This is a genomic window from Vibrio sp. 1731 (assembly GCF_033339955.1).
In the GTDB taxonomy this organism is placed as follows: domain Bacteria; phylum Pseudomonadota; class Gammaproteobacteria; order Enterobacterales; family Vibrionaceae; genus Vibrio; species Vibrio alginolyticus.
In genome coordinates, this window is sequence record NZ_JAWOVO010000035.1 from 1 (window position 1) to 17,985 (window position 17,985).

Sequence of the window (17,985 nt, forward strand, 5' to 3'; positions counted from 1 at the left end):
GTGACTTTCGTCTCACTCCGTGTCGGTGGATGCGCAGTATAGGGAGTTGAGAAATTAGTACAAGCGTTTTTTGCAAAAAAACTTTCAACCGAACAAATAACGAGCATTCTGCATAGATACTCAACGATCTTGTCTAATATTTCGGGTTGCAGAGGATCTTTTCATGATGAAACACCTGACTTCTGCATTAAAAGATCGCCGATTTCTTTGTGATTTTGATTGCTGATCTTATCTCTCTTGGTTCTTTTTTCTCTTTCTATCTATATAAAGACGAAAAAAGAGCAGAACGATGACGAACTGCTCTTTTGGTCTTTGCTTTTTATTTGGGGTACTTCAGGTGAAGTCTTGGAAAAGTGTTTCTTCTATATATAGAAGAAAAGATCAGAGCATCCTTGCCCTTATCTTTACGACAGATGAGTTAGGGGTATATCTAAATGTCGTTATTGTTCGATGACGCATTGAGCTCGTAAGAGTGGAGCATGCTTGCATTCCCAATGGCGTCATCTTCGAGAGGAACTTAGTTCTTCAATACTTTTACGGTGTAACTACCATCTTTTTGTTGGTATAGACCGTGGATGTCGGTTTCGAAACCTGGGTAATGCGCACCGATCTCACAAAGCATCTCTAGGAAGTCCAGCACAGGGCGAGACTCTTGAGTCACCATTTCACCAGGAAGTACTAGTGGCACACCTGGAGGGTAAGGAAGGATCATGTTCGCACTTACGCGGCCAACCATTTCTTCCAGTTTGATTTCTTCGATGTTGCCACGAAGCTCTTCTTGCCATGCTGCGTGTGGTGTTACTTTCATTTCTGGAAGTACATCGAACGCTTTGTACATTAGCTCAGGTAGGTTGTATTTCTTAGTTAGGTCATGAATCGCTTGTGCTAGTTCTTGAACACGCATGCCTTCATAGAAGCTTGGGTCTTCGTTGTATAGTGAAGGTAGGAAGCTCTTGATGGTTAGGTTCAAGTCGTAGCCACGTTTAAATTCAGTTAGGCCGCGTAGCAATTGCATTGCTTTTGATTTGTCGATACCGATTGAGAATAGGAACAACAAGTTGTATGGACCTGTTTTCTCTACCACGATGCCGCGCTCGTCTAGGAATTTAGCCACCAGCGAAGCAGGAATACCTGATTCTTCTAGTTCGCCTTCTTTATTCATCCCCGGAGTCAGTAGCGTTACTTTGATTGGGTCAAGATACATGTGGTTGTCATCCATGTTCTTGAAGCCGTGCCATGTGTCGCTAGGGTCTAGTTTCCAACATTCCGTGGTATCGATGTTTTCTGGTTGCCATACATCGAAGAACCAGCTGTCGCTTTCTGCTTCTAGACGTTTGATCTCTTTACGGAAGCGGATTGCGCGATCGATAGAGTCTTGCATCAACTTCTTACCAGTGTTGCCGCGCATCATTGCCGCTGCAGTTTCAGTAGAAGCAACAATGCCGTACTGAGGTGAAGTTGAAGTGTGCATCATGAATGCTTCGTTGAAAGATTCTTTATCAAAGTCGCCTTTCACATGAATCATTGAAGCTTGTGAGAACGCAGCCAACAGTTTGTGTGTTGATTGTGTTTCGTAGAACACTTTGCCTGGCATCGCTTCACCACTCATACCACATTTACCTTCGTAAATTGGGTTGAAGTTAGTGTAAGGCACCCAAGCACTGTCGAAGTGGATGTGTTTACAATCTAGCGACTCTTTGATGAATTGTGTGTTGTACAGCAAGCCATCGTAAGTTGAGTTAGTCACTACTGCGTAAGTTGGTGCTGTTGCACCTGGTGTTTTCGCCACTTTCTCTGCAATGACATCGCGGCTGAATTCGCTTTGTGGAATACCACCAAGGATGCCGTATGCGTTACGAGTTGGGCGGAAGTAGATTGGTGTCACGTCGCTCATCATCATTAGGTGAGTCAGAGATTTGTGACAGTTACGGTCAATCAGTACTGTGCTGCCCGCAGGTGCTGAGTACATACCAACGATTTTGTTCGATGTAGACGTACCGTTAGTTACGATGTACGAGCTGTCTGCATTGAATGTGCGTGCGATGTATTCTTCTGCATCTTTATGTGGACCTGAATGGTCTAGTAGAGAACCTAACTCAGGCATTGAGATTGATACGTCCGCTTTAAATGTGTTTGGACCGTAAAAATCGTAGAAGATGCTACCAGCAGGGCTTTTCTGGAATGCAGTACCGCCCATGTGACCTGGAGTACAGAAGGTGTATTTACCTTCTTCTACGTATTTGAATAACGCTTTAGTGAATGGAGGCATGATGGCATCTTTGTATGCCTCAGTCGCTTGGTTGATTTTGATAGCGATGTCGTCAGCCATACCTAAAGCGTACTCGAAGAAGCTCACGTTTAGACGTAGGTCTGTTAGTGAAATGTCTAGAGTAGACTGTTCGTTAGCAAATGCGTGAACAGGCAGTTTTTCGTTGATTTGGCTGATACGTTCACATAGCTCTAGTGAGTATTTATCCCAGTCGAACAGCACACCGCAAATGCGTGGGTTCATCTCAATCATTTTGATCAAGTCTTTATCATCTACTGGGTAAACCACTTCGTAGCCCGCTTTCTCAAGAGCAGCGTGAAGTTGACGAACTGGCTCTTCTTTAAAGAACACACCCATGTGGTTCAAGATAGCGAATATATTCATTTGGACATCTCCAAGGCGAATGAGGGCGCTCTTTGCCATTTACAGGCAATGAGTAAGGTGAGCGCCGCGTGAATTTGGGTTTTATGGGCTGGCACCGTAGTGCCAGCGTTTTGGGAATTAGTTGCTTGCTTGGGCAGGCATGTCGTCAGCGTGCATTTTCACGTACTGAGCAAGACCTGCTTTTTTGCTGTAGAACATCAAGATAACTAGAGACACGATGAAGGTTGCTGTTAGCGTACCGCCCTCTGCACCCGCTAGTGCGATGAAGCAGAACAGACAAGCCACACCAGAGAACAGCATTACGAAGCCGTTGCGTGTTGTCATACCTTCGAAGCGAATCAAGTTAATGCTCGAGTAGAAGTAAGGCAGCATAGTTAGTAGAACTGCGTCAGTCGTTAGCTGGTTGAACAGGTCTGATGCGTGTGCTGTTTTAGAGCTGAAGAACATCAGTACAACCATCAGTGCAGTCATCTTGATTGACGCAAGGATTAGACCTTTCTTAGGCACACCGTTTTTGTCAGTTTCGCCGTAGATTTTAGGGAAGTTGCCGTCGTTTGCTGCACGTTTACCTGCTTCACCTACTAGCATCATCCAAGAACCTAGCGAAGTGAAACATGCTAGCGCTGTGAATGCTGATACGAATGGTGCTGTCCAGCTACCGAATAGCTCAGTGGTTGCTAATGCAAATGGCGCACCTGATGCCGCAACTTCTGACGCTGGGAACATGCCGCTGATCATTTGAGTTGATAGGATGTAAATCACACCTGCGATACCAGTACCCAACATAGTTGCTAGTGGTACAGTACGTTTAGGGTTTTCTACCATACCAGTCGATACCGCTGCTGATTCCACACCTACGAATGACCATAGACAGATAAGAACCGCTGTTACTACCGCGTGGCTGTCAGTGCCTGCTGATACGTTCCAGTTTTGGCTGTAAAGCGCAGTATCGAAGTGCGTCCAACCAAATGCGGCTGTACCAACAACTGGGATAAGGATAAGAACTAGACCAAGCGTACATAGACGGCTTACCCAGCTACCACCAAGTAGGTTGACGAAAGTGAAGATCCATACCGATGCAATCGTCGCAATACCTGCTGGGATTGGGTTATTAAGCACAGGGAAGAATACTGAAAGGTAAGAAACACCTGTAATGGCAATAGCCAGGTTACCAATCCAGTTCGCGTGGTAATAAAGAACGCCCGTTTGGAAACCAAATACCGGAGACACTTCGCCAGCATAAGCGATAGGACCACCTTCTTGTGGGTTTTTGGTTGCCAGACGAGCGTAAACAAACGCCAGACTCAGTGCACCGACCAAACAGATCAGCCAACTGAAGATTGAAACAGAGCCTACAGAGGCAAGACTAGAAGGTAATAGTGCGATACCACTACCCATCATGTTACCGGCTACGACACCCGTACAGGCAATAAGGCCGATTTTTTTCGCATTCGATGACATAACATCTCCAAATCTATTCTACTCGAGTCAACATGACTCAAACTGAATGGTTATTAGCGAGGTGCTATGAGGAAGAACCTGCTCGACCTCGCTAAATTTCGAAGTGAAGACTACGCCCAAAAATCGGGAAAAAAATAAACTTGGTGTTATCAATAAAATGATTAGTTCATCAACATCAAGTTGAGATAAACATGATAAACACAAAAATATAAAACTATATTATTCATACGGTTATAAGAAAAACATCAAACCTTCTACCGATAGATAAACTCTCATCAACTCGTTGGTCATCGCGATAAAAGTTATCAACCTCTATCAACTTCCCCATCCCGAAGGGTTAATTCCCTGAAGTGTTGATTCCATAAATCTCTCCCTGATCGCGCTTTTTGACCCACATCAATATTCATCTCGCCTGCAAGAAAGCATCAAAATCATTCTCGCCACATAACTCAGCCAGACACTTCATACAATCAATAGAGATAGAGATAGAGATAGAGATAGAGATAGAGATAGAGAAGCGGGTATGTATTCCCGTTGCAAGCTTGCGTTGTTAGCTCCTTCGTAAGTCATTGCCCCACCGCCTCACCCTTTTCACTTTTCGACAGCGACAAAAAAGCCCCTCACCGAAATGAGGGGCTAGCATTAGACTGACGTTGACTCCGAGAGAATTAAAGCATTCGAACGACAGAAGGGTGAACGGCGCGATACATGGCGTAATCAATCGCCTTCATGTTACTTGGGAAGACCAAGTTTTCGCACAGCAGGTACGTCTCAACCGACGTATCAATATAGAAAGCTTCACTGTAAGACTCACTGGCTAAATCCAGATCACCATCCAATTCGGCGTGCTTACCGCGAATCACATAGGAAAGCACTGAATCACGTAACCTCAATGCCTGTCCGAGATGCCGCTTGGCTAACGCCATGTCACCAATGATGGTTTCGTGCAGTGCTAAAGCTTCATAAATTCGCGGTTGAATTGGCCCCACCATCATTTTCACATTAGTCTCTAGTGCTTCACTGAGCTGCTGCATTCGCCCTTTCTTCAACTCCTGTGAGAAATCAAGTGCCTTTTGTACATGGTAAGCAATCAACAACTCAGCTTGAACGTAAGCATTATCCGGCTCGATTTCTAAAATGTTTTCCATCAAGTCGATACCTTGGCGGAATTGTTTAGTATCAGAGACATTAAGGTAATGGTTAGCCTGAACAAACAACTCCAACGCGTCGGGATTCATTGGCATTCCCGCCACCAGCATCGTAGATTTCAATTTGGCATCCGATACTTTCAGCACTTGCATCAAATCCAACGACGCTTGTTGAAGCACTGTCTTTAAATGACTACTGGTTAACGCGTATTGACGACTAAACAACACTTTCTCAGATGAGTTATTGCGATATTCCACCTCTAAAAAGCTGCCACCGTCATTCTCACGAACTCTCACCACAACCGATTTACCAGGCACAATGCCAGAAGTAAACGACGCCTTCTTTAGCATGACTCGGTAATCACTGACTTGAGCAATGTCGGACATCAACTTTTGGGCGAATCCGTCTGCCAAATCGTAGCTTAATCCTTCATTCGTAAAATTATCTTGAAACTTGAACTCAATCAGATGGGTATCGATGGCTTGGGTAATACGCACTTCCGACTGCTTGTAGGTAAACACGCCCATCACTACGACCAACATACTGATCCAGATGAAGTTCATAATTCCCAATCGCCAAGGGCTGATTTTGTTTTTGCTCTGAGGTGCTTTTTTCTCTTTTGACATCTCGCAGACTGCGCGAGTTAGAGGACCGGCAGGAAAGGTAACGGCTGGTGCTATAGGTAGACAATCTTCTTCCGATTCTTCAACAGAAGGTGGGATCTCTTCATTTTGCCGACTTGTGACAAACTCTTCATGCGTCATAGTAACCACGTTCGCTACCAGCTTATAGCCACGCTTGGGCACCGTGATAACGTAGTTGGTATTTTCCTCTCGACCGTCACGTAGTAGCTTACGCAACTCAAAGATGGATTGAGTCACCACTTGATCGGTCACAATCGCTCCAGCCCAAACGTACTGAATCAATTCCTCGCGGTTGAACACCTCATTCGCATGCTCCGCTAAGAAGTGCAAAAGATTAATTAAGCGTGGCTCAACAGTAACTTCCCTATCTTGTCGATACAGCTTATTTTCATCAACGCTCAAAACCCAGTCATTGATTTGAAAATAGACTCCAACCATGTATGAAAACTCTCGTATCTACAGACAGCGTTACGCTAGGAATCAGACAATGGTCGATTCCTACAAGTAACTAAAGGCAAGATTATAGGTGGGAAAGCAGCATGTACCTAGAAAAGCAAGTCGCCAAAAATGCAAACTTAAGTTAAGTGATGCAAGAATGAGACTACTCAAGTGCGGCAAGGATAGAGCAATGTGTGGCGTCATCGTCTGTATGACCACAACAAGCATCATTAATCTTCTTTAACGCTCGGCGAATTTTCGTCAGCTCGTTAATTTTCCCATCAATCAGCTCTAACTTGGCAGAAGTAATGGCTTTTACCTCTGCACAGCTGTGTTCTGTCGCTTCTAACTTAATTTCTAACAGGTCTTTAATTTCATCCAGACTCAAGCCAAGATCTTTACCTTTGAGGATAAAGTGCACCTGCTTTTGATTCTCTTCATCATACAAGCGATAGCCTGACTCACTTCGTCCTGCGGGTTTTATTAGCGCGTTTTTCTCGTAGAAACGCAATGTATCGGCAGTCACACCACAACGTTTTGCCAGTTCACCTATCTGAAACATAACTTTCCCTATTAACTATCTCGTTACTTTTAAAGCTAAAGAACGACTTTTTTGCAATTATTTTTGAGATGCCAAACGATTGCGCGAGCTTTTTTGTAATAAATTGGTTAGAATACGCGCCATCAAATGTGGAGACTGTTTTCTAACCAGAAAACACCCTGCAAAGGTCTTTACCAAAACTGGCCAATATTTTACCCCAAGAGGTAAAAACAAGTTCATTTTTGGCAAACATCTTTAACTCCGTGAATTTGAGGAAAATGGAAGCATGAATAACGCTCGTCCTATTCGCCGTGCGCTTATCAGCGTATCAGACAAAACAGGTATTGTTGAGTTTGCGCAAGCTCTTGCTGAGCGCGGTGTCGATATCCTATCTACTGGTGGTACAGCTCGCCTACTTGCCGAACAAGGCATCGCCGTAACCGAAGTCTCTGACTACACTGGTTTCCCAGAAATGATGGACGGCCGCGTTAAAACGCTTCACCCAAAAGTTCACGGTGGTGTGCTTGGTCGTCGTGGCCAAGATGATGACGTGATGGAAAAGCACGGCATCAACCCTATCGATATGGTTGTCGTAAACCTATACCCATTCGCAGAAACCGTTGCCAAAGAAGGCTGTACACTAGCCGACGCTGTTGAAAACATCGATATCGGCGGCCCAACAATGGTTCGTTCTGCAGCGAAAAACCACAAAGACGTGACTATCGTTGTTAATGCAGGTGATTACGGCCGCGTAATTACAGAGATGGACGCAAACGACAAATCTCTCACTCTCGAAACTCGTTTCGACCTAGCTATCGCAGCATTCGAGCACACAGCATCTTACGACGGCATGATCGCAAACTACTTCGGCACTATGGTTCCATCTTACGGTGAGAACAAAGACGGTGATGAAGAGAGCAAATTCCCTCGTACGTTCAACCAACAGTTCGAGAAGAAGCAAGACATGCGCTACGGTGAGAACAGCCACCAAGCAGCCGCATTCTACGTTGAAGCAAACCCACAAGAAGCATCCGTTTCTACTGCTCGCCAAATCCAAGGTAAAGCCCTTTCTTACAACAACATCGCAGACACGGACGCAGCGCTTGAATGTGTGAAAGAGTTCAACGAGCCAGCATGTGTAATCGTAAAACACGCAAACCCATGCGGTGTTGCTCTAGGTAAAGACATCCTAGAAGCGTACAACCGTGCTTACCAAACTGACCCAACATCTGCATTCGGCGGCATCATTGCATTCAACCAAGAACTGGATGCTGAAACAGCAACCGCTATTGTTGAGCGTCAATTCGTTGAAGTGATCATCGCACCTTCTGTTTCTGCTGAAGCAATTGAAGTGGTTGCCGCGAAGAAGAACGTACGTCTACTTGAGTGTGGCGAATGGACAACGAAGACAACTGGCTTTGACGTGAAACGCGTGAATGGCGGTCTACTGGTTCAAGACCGCGACCAAGGTATGGTGAGCCTAGACGATCTAAAAGTGGTTTCTAAGCGCCAGCCAACAGAAGAAGAGCTGAAAGATGCACTGTTCTGCTGGAAAGTAGCGAAATACGTGAAATCTAACGCAATCGTTTACTCGAAAGGCGACATGACTATCGGTGTAGGTGCTGGCCAAATGAGCCGCGTTTACTCTGCGAAAATCGCAGGCATCAAAGCTGCAGACGAAGGTCTACAGGTTGAAGGTTGTGTAATGGCATCAGATGCATTCTTCCCATTCCGTGACGGTATCGACGCGGCTGCAGAAGCGGGCATCAAGTGTGTGATCCAACCAGGTGGTTCTATGCGTGATGACGAAGTTATCGCAGCGGCAGACGAACACGGCATGGCGATGATCTTTACCGGTATGCGTCACTTCCGCCACTAATCCTCTCGTCTTCACTGGGACGATAACTGCGTTGACGGCGTTCACTTATCCTAATCACATAGCATACTATGCTCATAGGAATAAGTTCACTTGTCGCCTTGTCCTCGTCCCACTGAATTAGAGAGGCCATACTCAGGTCTTTGCGAAATATCTGAGTTTGAGCAAACGGTATTTATAAGATTAAGGATTTTCATATGCGAGTTTTAATCATTGGTTCAGGCGGTCGTGAACATGCGCTAGGTTGGAAAGCGGCACAAAACCCAAATGTTGAGACTATCTTCGTTGCACCAGGCAACGCAGGTACAGCACTAGAGCCAAAACTAGAGAACGTAAACATCGATGTAGAAGACATCGCTGGCCTTGTTGCTTTCGCCAAAGAGAAGGCGATTGAACTGACTATCGTTGGCCCAGAAGCACCATTGGTTATTGGTGTGGTTGATGCGTTCCGCGAAGCAAGCTTACCAATCTTTGGCCCTACCCAGGCCGCAGCGCAACTTGAAGGCTCTAAAGCGTTTACCAAAGACTTCCTTGCTCGTCACCAAATCCCAACGGGTGCCTACGCGAATTTCACTGAAATCGAGCCTGCACTGGCTTACGTGCGTGAGCAAGGTGCACCGATCGTGGTGAAAGCCGACGGCCTTGCAGCTGGTAAAGGCGTGATTGTGGCAATGACGCTAGAAGAAGCTGAGGACGCAATCAAAGACATGCTAGCAGGCAACGCATTTGGTGATGCTGGTAGTCGTGTCGTTATCGAAGAGTTCCTAGATGGTGAAGAAGCAAGCTTCATCGTGATGGTCGATGGTGAGAACGTTCTGCCTATGGCCACCAGCCAAGACCACAAACGCGTAGGCGACAAAGATACTGGTCCTAACACCGGTGGTATGGGAGCATACTCTCCAGCTCCAGTGGTGACACAAGAAATCCACAACCGCATCATGGAAGAAGTGATTTACCCAACCGTACGTGGCATGGCCGCTGAAGGTAACCCTTACACTGGTTTCCTATACGCGGGTCTGATGATCGACAAAGACGGCACTCCGAAAGTGATCGAGTACAACTGCCGCTTCGGTGATCCTGAGACACAACCTATCATGATGCGCATGGAATCAGATCTTGTTGATCTGTGCCTAGCGGCAATCGACGAGAAACTGGATCAAGCGGAATCGAAGTGGGATCCACGAGCATCGATTGGTATCGTGCTAGCAGCCGGTGGTTATCCAGCAGCGTACAACAAAGGCGACGTTATTTCGGGTCTGCCACAAGTTGAAATTGAAGGCGAAAAAGTCTTCCATGCTGGTACAGGTAACAAAGATGGCGACATCGTGACAAACGGTGGTCGCGTTCTTTGTGCAACGGCACTTGGCAACAGCGTATCAGAAGCGCAGCAGCGTGCTTACGAGCTTGCAAAACAGATCAGTTGGGATGGCATGTTCCATCGCAACGATATCGGCTACCGTGCAATTGCACGTGAGCAAGAAAAATAAAAACAACATAAGTTGGCTAAAAAACAAAAGGCGCACTCAGCGCCTTTTTTTATTGTTCGAGAGAATGCGAAGCAATGTTTATTCAGAGATCAACTTGGGCCGAGAAACACAATCAAAGTCATCGTCATTGAGCATCAACAGTTCATCGACCATTGCTTTGTTTCGTGACTGCTTGCCGACAAAAGCCACATAACTGTCTACCGATGAGAGACGCTCGATAATAAATTTTGGCAACGTCTGATTAAACTCGAGTGTCGAGAACACCTTACCTTTGCAGGTTTCAAACGATTGACCATTCCAATAACCTTGAATAAGGCTCTTATTGTTACGAGACTGCGCCTTAACCGATGCCACTACGTCATTCGCTTCTGCTTTGTAGCGCTCTAATTGGTCATGCTGAAGTGGTAAGACTTTACGGTTAACACGATATTTTTGGTAAACCGCTTCGCCATCTTTATTGAAACGGATGTGGATTTGAAAAGGCACCAACTCTTGTTTGGTATCAACTTGCTCGCCTTTTCGAATCAACTCTCGCAACTCACCTTCATCCCAGCGATAATCACTCTGGAACCAACCATTGTCCCCCATAGTCACATAATCAGCCGCCGTACTCACACGAGTGAGTTTCTCTGTCATCCAGTACAAGCTGCTAGCATCTCCCGCAACTTTACCACCAGAAAAATGCGTGAATTGTTCTAAATTAGGAGTTTCAACCGATGAACAGCCAAAAAGGGTAAGGCTAGATAGGAGAAGTGAAGTGAGTAGATGTTTTTTCATGAAATTGCACCGAGGCAGGATACCTCGGTGCATTCTAACTTAGTTTACTGATTCTTTCAGCGCTTTACCTGCTACGAATGCTGGTACGTTAGCTGCTGCGATTTGAATCTCGTCACCAGTCTTAGGGTTACGACCAGTACGTGCAGCGCGGTGGTTTACTTTGAATGTACCAAAACCAATTAGTTGAACTTGGTCACCCTCTTTAAGTGCGCCAGTTACACCATCAAGAGTCGCTTCAAGAGCAGCTTTTGCTTGTGCTTTTGATAGGTCTGCTTTCTCTGCGATAAAGTCGATTAATTGGGTCTTGTTCATTAGGTTTCCCTTCTCATAGGTTATCGAATTCGTCTCACTCTAAAACATAAATGCCCCATCTGGCAAAGGTTTGTAAGCGATCTTTCGATTTTCTGACGTACTTTTAGCCATAATATGAGTAATAACTCACAATTTGTTACCACATACCCCCTGAAAACCCTTGCTTTCCAAGGTATTTGGACCAATTTATAAGTCACTTTTGCGGTTATAATAGCTGCAAATAACCACTATCAAACTACATTCAAGGGCAACTATGCTGCTGTTATCCATTTATATCTCTATTGCAATCGGCATTTCGTTTATCTGTTCGGTGCTGGAGGCGGTACTGCTGAGTATCAGTCCGAGCTACATTGCGCAGCTCAATCAACAGGGGCATCCCGCAGCTGGGCAATTGGCTAAGCTGAAATCAGATATCGACCGACCACTGGCATCTATTCTGACTTTAAACACCATCGCTCACACTATCGGCGCGGCCACTGCTGGTGCACAAGCTGCGGTTGTATTTGGTAGCGAAGCATTAGGTATCTTTTCGGCAGTGCTGACATTGGCGATCTTAGTGCTTTCAGAAATCGTACCGAAGACGATTGGCGCGACCTACTGGCGTCAGTTGGCACCCACTGCCGCGGTCGCATTGCGTTGGATGGTATGGGCGCTTACACCCTTTGTTTGGTTCTCAGAGCAAATCACCAAGCGTCTTGCTCGTAACCACGAAGCTCCGAAGATGCGTGATGAGCTGTCTGCAATGGCGATTCTGGCACGTGAAAGCGGTGAGTTTGCCGAGGGTGAATCAAAAATCTTAAGCAACTTGCTTGGCATCCAAGATGTACCCGTAACGCAGGTTATGACGCCACGACCAGTAGTATTCCGTGTCGATGCCACAATGACCATCAATGAGTTCCTAGAAAAACACAAAGATACGCCTTTCTCACGCCCATTGGTTTACAGCGAGCAGAAAGATAACATCATAGGTTTTGTGCATCGCCTTGAGTTGTTCAAACTACAACAATCAGGTTGTGGACAGAAACAGTTGGGAGCAATCATGCGCCCAATTCAAGTGGTGCTAAACAATACCACTTTACCTAAAGTATTCGACCAGATGATGACTCATCGCTTACAGCTGGCACTTGTTGTTGATGAATACGGTACCGTGCTAGGTTTGGTAACGTTGGAAGATATTTTTGAACACCTCGTAGGCGAGGAGATCATCGACGAAGCAGATAAAAGCACTGACATGCAGGAGCTGGCTTACCAACGCTGGGAAAGCTGGAAAGAAATGCACGGCGTAATCGAAAGCCGCGATGACGATGAAGAAGATAATGAGCCGGAGAAGCAGGATAAAGAGCCAGAAGCTCAAGAGCCACCGAAACCCGACTCGAAAGAATCGTAATCAGCATTAGGTATAACAGCTTAAACGCACAAACAAAAAAGGCATCCAGTTAGGATGCCTTTTTCTATTTATTCAACAATTAAAGCGCAATACCGATGTTGCTCACACCTTCTTCACGTAGCTCTTCACGCAAATCTTTAATCAAGCTGATGTCACGTTCTACCGCTTCACGCAGCGGACGGAAGATAGCCCACTGGACGTCCCACTCTTCACATACGGCTTCGTTTTCTTTCTGGTTGTCGTTAGTGATTGGCTCTGCGCCTTGTGCTTGCTCTAGATCAGCAACGGTTTGTACCGACTGTTGACTCACTTTAAGCATTGAATCGAAAAGGTAGTCGCGGTCCAATAGACCATGCAGTAACGTAGACAAACCCTGACACGCGTCCATCGCTGGGTAAACGCCGTAAAAATCGAACTCATCCGCACTTGGGAACAACTCTTCTAACTTCTCCAATTGACGTTCGAAGTTAATTTTCGCGTTCTTAACTGTCAAAATTTCCCATACACTATCAAGAATCGCTCGGTAAGCACGCGGGTCAGCAAATTCTGTATTCTCACAAAACATCGCATAGTTTGGATACATGCGTTCACACAGACACGCCATAAAGGTAATTTGTTGCCAAGGTTCTAGTTTTTCTAAACGAACCTGAAGAGGATTCTTAAGCATAGTCACTCAATCATTGAAGAAAAAAACAGCGAAAGTGTACTTGATTCATCACAGGGAAAAAAGTTAATGCCGCATTCAAATCAGATTTTCCTGCTCTCAGAGCATCGCGACACCTACAAAACGTTACTGGCAGAGAAAAATCTGCCCGATCTTTGCCTCACCGACCAACCAGAAGCCGCTCAGATCGTACTAGCGGATCCACCCTTACTATCACAAAGCTTAGACGAGTTTTCACAGCTTGAATGGGTACAATCCACGTTTGCTGGTGTCAACGCCTTAACATCCCCTAGCCTTCGTCAGGACTATACTCTAACTAACGTTCGAGGCATCTTTGGTCCACTGATTGCTGAATATGTTTTGGGTTACAGTATTGCCCATTACCGCCACTTTGCCCGATACCACCAGCAGCAACAAAACAAACAATGGCAGCCTCACCTGTACACGTCATTAAAAAGTAAAACCATGGTAATTCTTGGTACCGGTAGCATTGGGGGCTATCTGGGCAACGCCGCTAAAGCAATGGGGATAAAAACTATCGGTATTAACCGCACAGGTATCCCTACTCTAGGCGGCGAGTTTCATCAGACCTTTCATATCAATGAACTAAGTAAGGCATTTGAGCAAGCCGACATCGTTGTGAATACTCTACCAAGTACACCTGAGACGCGACAGTTACTTAATCGTCAAACGCTCAGCCAACTAAATCAGGCGTTATTGTTTAACGTAGGTCGTGGCGACGTACTGGATGAGGCAGGGTTGCTCTTCGCTCTGAAAAACCGTTGGGTAGAACACGCCTTCTTAGATGTGTTTGAGCAAGAACCGTTGTCGGTAGAGCATCCATTTTGGAAACTACCGCAAGTCACCATCACTCCACACATTGCTGCGCTGAGTTTTCCCGAGCAAGTCATCGAGATTTTTGCTGACAACTATCTACGCTGGCGCGATGGGTTTTCATTAAATTATCAAGTGGATTTCGAAAAGGGTTACTAAGAATGTCGTTAGACGAGCTATTGCAGCAAGTGAGGGCCTGCCAGATATGCGCGGATAACTTACCTTTGGGTGCAAACCCTGTCGTGCAAGCAGCAAAAGGGGCACGCATCCTAATCATCGGTCAGGCCCCTGGCACACGTGTACACAAAACCTCGATACCTTGGAATGACCCAAGTGGTGATCGATTACGCCAATGGCTCGATATCGACAAAGACGTTTTCTACGACCCAAATAAAATTGCCATTGTCCCAATGGGATTCTGTTATCCAGGCAAAGGGAACTCTGGTGATTTACCGCCTCGTAAAGAATGTGCGCCCACTTGGCATAAAAAGATTCTTGAGCAACTGCCCAATATAGAGCTCACTCTACTAATTGGTCAGTACTCGCAGCAGTACTATCTCACTAACAAACCAAAGACGCTCACGCAAACTGTTCAGCAATGGCAAGATTGGGAACCGGACTTTATCCCGCTCCCTCACCCATCCCCACGCAATACATTGTGGTTAAAGAAGAATCCTTGGTTTGAATCTGACGTCGTGCCATACCTTAAAAAACGCGTTCACTCGATGCTTTAGGTTACCCATGATCTAATTGCTTGTTTATCTGTACAAGAAAATTAGAACATAAACCAGAAATCATAAGCATTTGTTTATATTGAATTTTAATGTCTAATGTACAGCTAGAGTAGTAATTAGATCATAGTAGGCCAAATACTACCAGAGCTGTACGGCCTTGAGTTTTAGGTAAAAAAATACCGGCACTGAATGCCGGTATTTGATTTCAAAAAAATCTAACTTACTTGTGGTATGGCTTAGATAGCTCGTGTACCGCATCCACAAAGACGCCCGCGTTTTCTGGCGGCACATCCAAATGGATACCGTGCCCTAGGTTGAACACATGACCAGTACCTGCATCACCAAAACCTTCTAGAATACCCGCGACTTCTTCACGGATACGCTCTGGTGAAGCGTAAAGCATTGATGGGTCCATGTTACCTTGCAGAGCCACTTTATCACCGATACGTACTTTCGCGTCTGCAATGTTGATTGTCCAGTCTAGACCAACCGCATCACAGCCCGTTGCTGCGATTTGCTCAAGCCACATGCCGCCATTCTTAGTAAACAGTGTGACTGGCACGCGACGACCGTCGTTTTCACGAATCAGACCATCTACAATCTTGTGCATGTATTGCAGTGAGAACAGATTGTAATCACGAGGCGTTAGTACGCCACCCCATGTGTCAAATACCATTACCGATTGCGCACCCGCTTTAATTTGCGCGTTTAAGTACTCGATAACGCTGTCTGCCAGCTTATCTAGAAGTAGGTGCAGAGTTTGTGGTTCCGCGTACATCATCTTCTTGATCTTGGTAAACGCTTTAGAGCTACCACCTTCGATCATATACGTCGCAAGAGTCCAAGGACTACCAGAAAAACCAATCAGCGGCACTTCACCCTTCAGGTCTTTACGGATCTGGCGTACTGCGTTCATTACGTATTGCAGTTCACCTTCAGGATCTGGCAAACCAATTTTTTCCACGTCGGCTTTGCATGTAATTGGGTTATCAAAAACAGGTCCTTCACCCGCAGCAAAACGCAAACCAAGCCCCATTGCATCTGGAATCGTTAAGATGTCCGAGAATAAGATCGCGGCATCAAGAGGAAAACGGCGTAATGGTTGAAGTGTCACTTCGGATGCTAATTCTGCATTTCGACACAAAGACATGAAATCACCCGCTTCTGCACGAGTCGCTTTGTATTCTGGTAGGTAACGACCTGCCTGGCGCATCATCCATACTGGCGTGTAATCTACCGGCTCTTTTAAAAGCGCACGCAGATAACGATCATTTTTTAATTCAGTCATTCCGTAATTCCAACTGTTAGGCTTTCTGTGAAAGGGGGTATTCTATCACTGATTTAAGTCCAATAGCTGTGTGCTTTGCAACCTGGATCAAGTTATTAACTTTTAAATCAATGCTTAATTTGCACCCAATCGGTATCAGTGTTAAAAATTTGTTCGCTAGCGAAAACTACAATTATAAACTGAGTACTTAGTACTCAGCATCTCATAACGACATCTTACTTACCCCCTCCCTCTCGGAGGGTTTTTTTTATCTATTTATCAGACAATTAGAGTCTATATCTTTCAGCGTTTGTTCGATAAGTGCTCTTGCAATCGTTCCTTTAGGCGCAACAGGCGGCATCTCGTCGATACCAAACCATTGTGCATCAGACAGCTCAGTGTAGTCTGGGCTTAACTCTCCGGATTCATAGTCAGCTAAAAACCCCATCATCATACTGGATGGGAAAGCCCAAGGCTGGCTGCCAAAGTAACGAATATTTTTAACGAGAATTCCCGTTTCTTCATGAATTTCTCGAGCCACGCACTCTTCTAATGTCTCACCGACTTCTAGAAAACCCGCAATAACCGTATACATACCATTTCGATGCCTTGGATGTTGGGCTAATAAGATCTGATTTTCTTTACGTACAGCAACGATAATACACGGAAATATTCTAGGATAATGAAGGGTGCGACATTCACCACACTGCATGGCTAACTGGTTATTATTAAGAAAGTTTCTTCCTCCGCACTGTGGACAAAAGCGCAAACTTTGCGTCATGTGCCCATATTGCACAGCTTTACTTAACAACATAAATAATGGCTCAGGAAAATGCAGGCAGTCACGCAGGGATACTAAAGGTAGATCATGCTCTAAATCGGCCAAGTTAAGCCACATGACGGGCGAACCAGAATACTCACCAATGGGTCTTGCACTCGTTACTGGCAGTGATAACTGCTCTGCAGACCCGAAGGGCACAGCACCATCCACCAGCCAAATTTCACTTCCTGCAACAACACACCAGTATGCATTTATCGCGCGGTTAACATCACCTTTTCTTAACATTACACCATCCCTTTGCTTGAAGTTCGTTCATTTTACTGGCAATCTAATTTCATACTAGAGTTTATCGTTAAGTAAATGTGCACTCTAAATTCTAGTAAGGACAAGAGTTTGTAATAACTTTACTAACTTTGCTTTGCAAAGGATACGTTCGCCGATGGGCGATCAGATCATGAGGGCATGGTCATGCTAAGAAAATTCAAACAAACACAAGACCAGTGGGGTGGCTCAAGTGATGTCATTGATCACTGGTTAGAGACACGACAATCCCTGATTGTTGAATATTGTAAGCTTGCAGCGCTGCAACCTTGTTCGAAAACCAATGTTATTGAACTCCCATCTCCTTCCGAACTGCAGGATTTCTGTCAGCACCTCGTTGATTACATCTCCGAAGGCCACTTTAAAATTTATGACATGGTTATGGACCGTTGGAAAGCAACCGGCTTTGTCGTGACTAATGAGATCAATCAAACCTATGGTCAAATTGTTCTAACGACTGAACCATTATTGAACTTTAACGATAAGTACTCAGAAGTGACTGAAGATGATGAATTAAATGATTTCGATTCTGATATGTGTCTCATTGGGGAAATTCTTGAGACTCGCTTTGAAGTCGAGGACTATCTGATACAGCAAATCGCAGAAAGCCTGTCTATGCCACCTGGGGCTTAGTATTTGCAAACATTTAGAAATAGAGT

Annotated in this window: 15 protein-coding genes; 6 read left to right on the top strand and 9 right to left on the bottom strand. The window is 45.3% G+C overall.

Annotated elements, in window-relative coordinates; translation table 11 throughout:
• Positions 1–517: 517 nt before the first annotated feature.
• From R7035_RS23645 to zntR, 4 genes are all read right to left on the bottom strand, one after another.
• Positions 518–2,653 (bottom strand): lysine decarboxylase CadA, encoded by a 2,136-nt coding sequence (locus tag R7035_RS23645; RefSeq protein WP_017635553.1) that lies wholly within the window; start codon positions 2,651–2,653, stop codon positions 518–520.
• A gap of 117 nt (positions 2,654–2,770) precedes the next feature.
• On the bottom strand, positions 2,771–4,114 hold the full coding sequence (gene cadB / locus R7035_RS23650; RefSeq protein ID WP_005434864.1) for a cadaverine/lysine antiporter: 1,344 nt from the start codon (positions 4,112–4,114) through the stop codon (positions 2,771–2,773).
• A gap of 668 nt (positions 4,115–4,782) precedes the next feature.
• Positions 4,783–6,345 (bottom strand): lysine decarboxylation/transport transcriptional activator CadC, encoded by a 1,563-nt coding sequence (gene cadC / locus R7035_RS23655; RefSeq protein ID WP_005382530.1) that lies wholly within the window; start codon positions 6,343–6,345, stop codon positions 4,783–4,785.
• Positions 6,346–6,508: 163 nt separating this feature from the next.
• A complete protein-coding gene (gene zntR, locus R7035_RS23660) occupies positions 6,509–6,907 on the bottom strand; it encodes a Zn(2+)-responsive transcriptional regulator (protein ID WP_005382529.1) in 399 nt (132 codons plus the stop codon).
• A 265-nt stretch (positions 6,908–7,172) separates the two neighbouring features.
• Here zntR and purH point away from each other — a divergent pair, with 265 nt between their 5' ends.
• Together purH and purD are read left to right on the top strand one after the other, a co-directional pair.
• Positions 7,173–8,765 carry a bifunctional phosphoribosylaminoimidazolecarboxamide formyltransferase/IMP cyclohydrolase gene (gene purH, locus R7035_RS23665; protein ID WP_115386355.1) on the top strand — a complete coding sequence of 531 codons (1,593 nt, stop codon included), beginning with the start codon at positions 7,173–7,175 and terminating at the stop codon, positions 8,763–8,765.
• A gap of 194 nt (positions 8,766–8,959) precedes the next feature.
• The gene (purD, locus tag R7035_RS23670) at positions 8,960–10,249 is read left to right on the top strand and encodes a phosphoribosylamine--glycine ligase (protein ID WP_258458710.1); all 1,290 of its coding nucleotides are present in this window, start codon (positions 8,960–8,962) and stop codon (positions 10,247–10,249) included.
• A gap of 78 nt (positions 10,250–10,327) precedes the next feature.
• Here the strand turns inward: purD and R7035_RS23675 are convergent, their stop codons facing one another.
• Together R7035_RS23675 and hupA are read right to left on the bottom strand one after the other, a co-directional pair.
• Entirely contained in the window at positions 10,328–11,026 is a 699-nt protein-coding gene (locus R7035_RS23675) for a DUF1481 domain-containing protein (RefSeq protein WP_213908276.1), read from the bottom strand.
• Positions 11,027–11,065: 39 nt separating this feature from the next.
• Entirely contained in the window at positions 11,066–11,338 is a 273-nt protein-coding gene (hupA, locus tag R7035_RS23680; protein ID WP_005382524.1) for a nucleoid-associated protein HU-alpha, read from the bottom strand.
• Positions 11,339–11,591: 253 nt separating this feature from the next.
• On the opposite strand from hupA, the gene R7035_RS23685 reads away from it, so the two are divergent.
• Positions 11,592–12,725: a hemolysin family protein gene (locus R7035_RS23685; protein ID WP_005382522.1), complete on the top strand. Its 1,134-nt coding sequence runs from the start codon at positions 11,592–11,594 to the stop codon at positions 12,723–12,725.
• Positions 12,726–12,804: 79 nt separating this feature from the next.
• On the opposite strand, the gene R7035_RS23690 is transcribed toward R7035_RS23685, so the two are convergent.
• Positions 12,805–13,392, bottom strand: a complete 588-nt coding sequence (locus R7035_RS23690; protein WP_005382520.1) for a YjaG family protein — start codon at positions 13,390–13,392, stop codon at positions 12,805–12,807.
• Between the two features lie 66 nt (positions 13,393–13,458).
• Here R7035_RS23690 and R7035_RS23695 point away from each other — a divergent pair, with 66 nt between their 5' ends.
• Complete coding sequence (locus tag R7035_RS23695; RefSeq protein ID WP_213906398.1) at positions 13,459–14,382, top strand: D-2-hydroxyacid dehydrogenase; 924 nt, start codon at positions 13,459–13,461, stop codon at positions 14,380–14,382.
• Positions 14,383–14,384: 2 nt separating this feature from the next.
• Positions 14,385–14,957 carry a uracil-DNA glycosylase family protein gene (locus R7035_RS23700; protein ID WP_005382518.1) on the top strand — a complete coding sequence of 191 codons (573 nt, stop codon included), beginning with the start codon at positions 14,385–14,387 and terminating at the stop codon, positions 14,955–14,957.
• A gap of 220 nt (positions 14,958–15,177) precedes the next feature.
• Here R7035_RS23700 and hemE read toward each other — a convergent pair whose 3' ends face one another.
• Complete coding sequence (gene hemE / locus R7035_RS23705; protein ID WP_213906397.1) at positions 15,178–16,245, bottom strand: uroporphyrinogen decarboxylase; 1,068 nt, start codon at positions 16,243–16,245, stop codon at positions 15,178–15,180.
• Positions 16,246–16,492: 247 nt separating this feature from the next.
• Complete coding sequence (gene nudC / locus R7035_RS23710) at positions 16,493–17,290, bottom strand: NAD(+) diphosphatase (RefSeq protein ID WP_005382516.1); 798 nt, start codon at positions 17,288–17,290, stop codon at positions 16,493–16,495.
• A gap of 177 nt (positions 17,291–17,467) precedes the next feature.
• On the opposite strand from nudC, the gene R7035_RS23715 reads away from it, so the two are divergent.
• Positions 17,468–17,959 carry an Rsd/AlgQ family anti-sigma factor gene (locus R7035_RS23715; protein ID WP_005382515.1) on the top strand — a complete coding sequence of 164 codons (492 nt, stop codon included), beginning with the start codon at positions 17,468–17,470 and terminating at the stop codon, positions 17,957–17,959.
• Positions 17,960–17,985: the final 26 nt, after the last annotated feature.

What these genes read in the sequence shown, in the direction of transcription:
- R7035_RS23645 (WP_017635553.1), bottom strand. Translation starts at nt 2,653, where the DNA reads ATGAATATATTCGCTATCTTGAACCACATGGGTGTGTTCTTTAAAGAA.
- cadB (WP_005434864.1), bottom strand. Translation starts at nt 4,114, where the DNA reads ATGTCATCGAATGCGAAAAAAATCGGCCTTATTGCCTGTACGGGTGTC.
- cadC (WP_005382530.1), bottom strand. Translation starts at nt 6,345, where the DNA reads ATGGTTGGAGTCTATTTTCAAATCAATGACTGGGTTTTGAGCGTTGAT.
- zntR (WP_005382529.1), bottom strand. Translation starts at nt 6,907, where the DNA reads ATGTTTCAGATAGGTGAACTGGCAAAACGTTGTGGTGTGACTGCCGAT.
- purH (WP_115386355.1), top strand. Translation starts at nt 7,173, where the DNA reads ATGAATAACGCTCGTCCTATTCGCCGTGCGCTTATCAGCGTATCAGAC.
- purD (WP_258458710.1), top strand. Translation starts at nt 8,960, where the DNA reads ATGCGAGTTTTAATCATTGGTTCAGGCGGTCGTGAACATGCGCTAGGT.
- R7035_RS23675 (WP_213908276.1), bottom strand. Translation starts at nt 11,026, where the DNA reads ATGAAAAAACATCTACTCACTTCACTTCTCCTATCTAGCCTTACCCTT.
- hupA (WP_005382524.1), bottom strand. Translation starts at nt 11,338, where the DNA reads ATGAACAAGACCCAATTAATCGACTTTATCGCAGAGAAAGCAGACCTA.
- R7035_RS23685 (WP_005382522.1), top strand. Translation starts at nt 11,592, where the DNA reads ATGCTGCTGTTATCCATTTATATCTCTATTGCAATCGGCATTTCGTTT.
- R7035_RS23690 (WP_005382520.1), bottom strand. Translation starts at nt 13,392, where the DNA reads ATGCTTAAGAATCCTCTTCAGGTTCGTTTAGAAAAACTAGAACCTTGG.
- R7035_RS23695 (WP_213906398.1), top strand. Translation starts at nt 13,459, where the DNA reads ATGCCGCATTCAAATCAGATTTTCCTGCTCTCAGAGCATCGCGACACC.
- R7035_RS23700 (WP_005382518.1), top strand. Translation starts at nt 14,385, where the DNA reads ATGTCGTTAGACGAGCTATTGCAGCAAGTGAGGGCCTGCCAGATATGC.
- hemE (WP_213906397.1), bottom strand. Translation starts at nt 16,245, where the DNA reads ATGACTGAATTAAAAAATGATCGTTATCTGCGTGCGCTTTTAAAAGAG.
- nudC (WP_005382516.1), bottom strand. Translation starts at nt 17,290, where the DNA reads ATGTTAAGAAAAGGTGATGTTAACCGCGCGATAAATGCATACTGGTGT.
- R7035_RS23715 (WP_005382515.1), top strand. Translation starts at nt 17,468, where the DNA reads ATGGTCATGCTAAGAAAATTCAAACAAACACAAGACCAGTGGGGTGGC.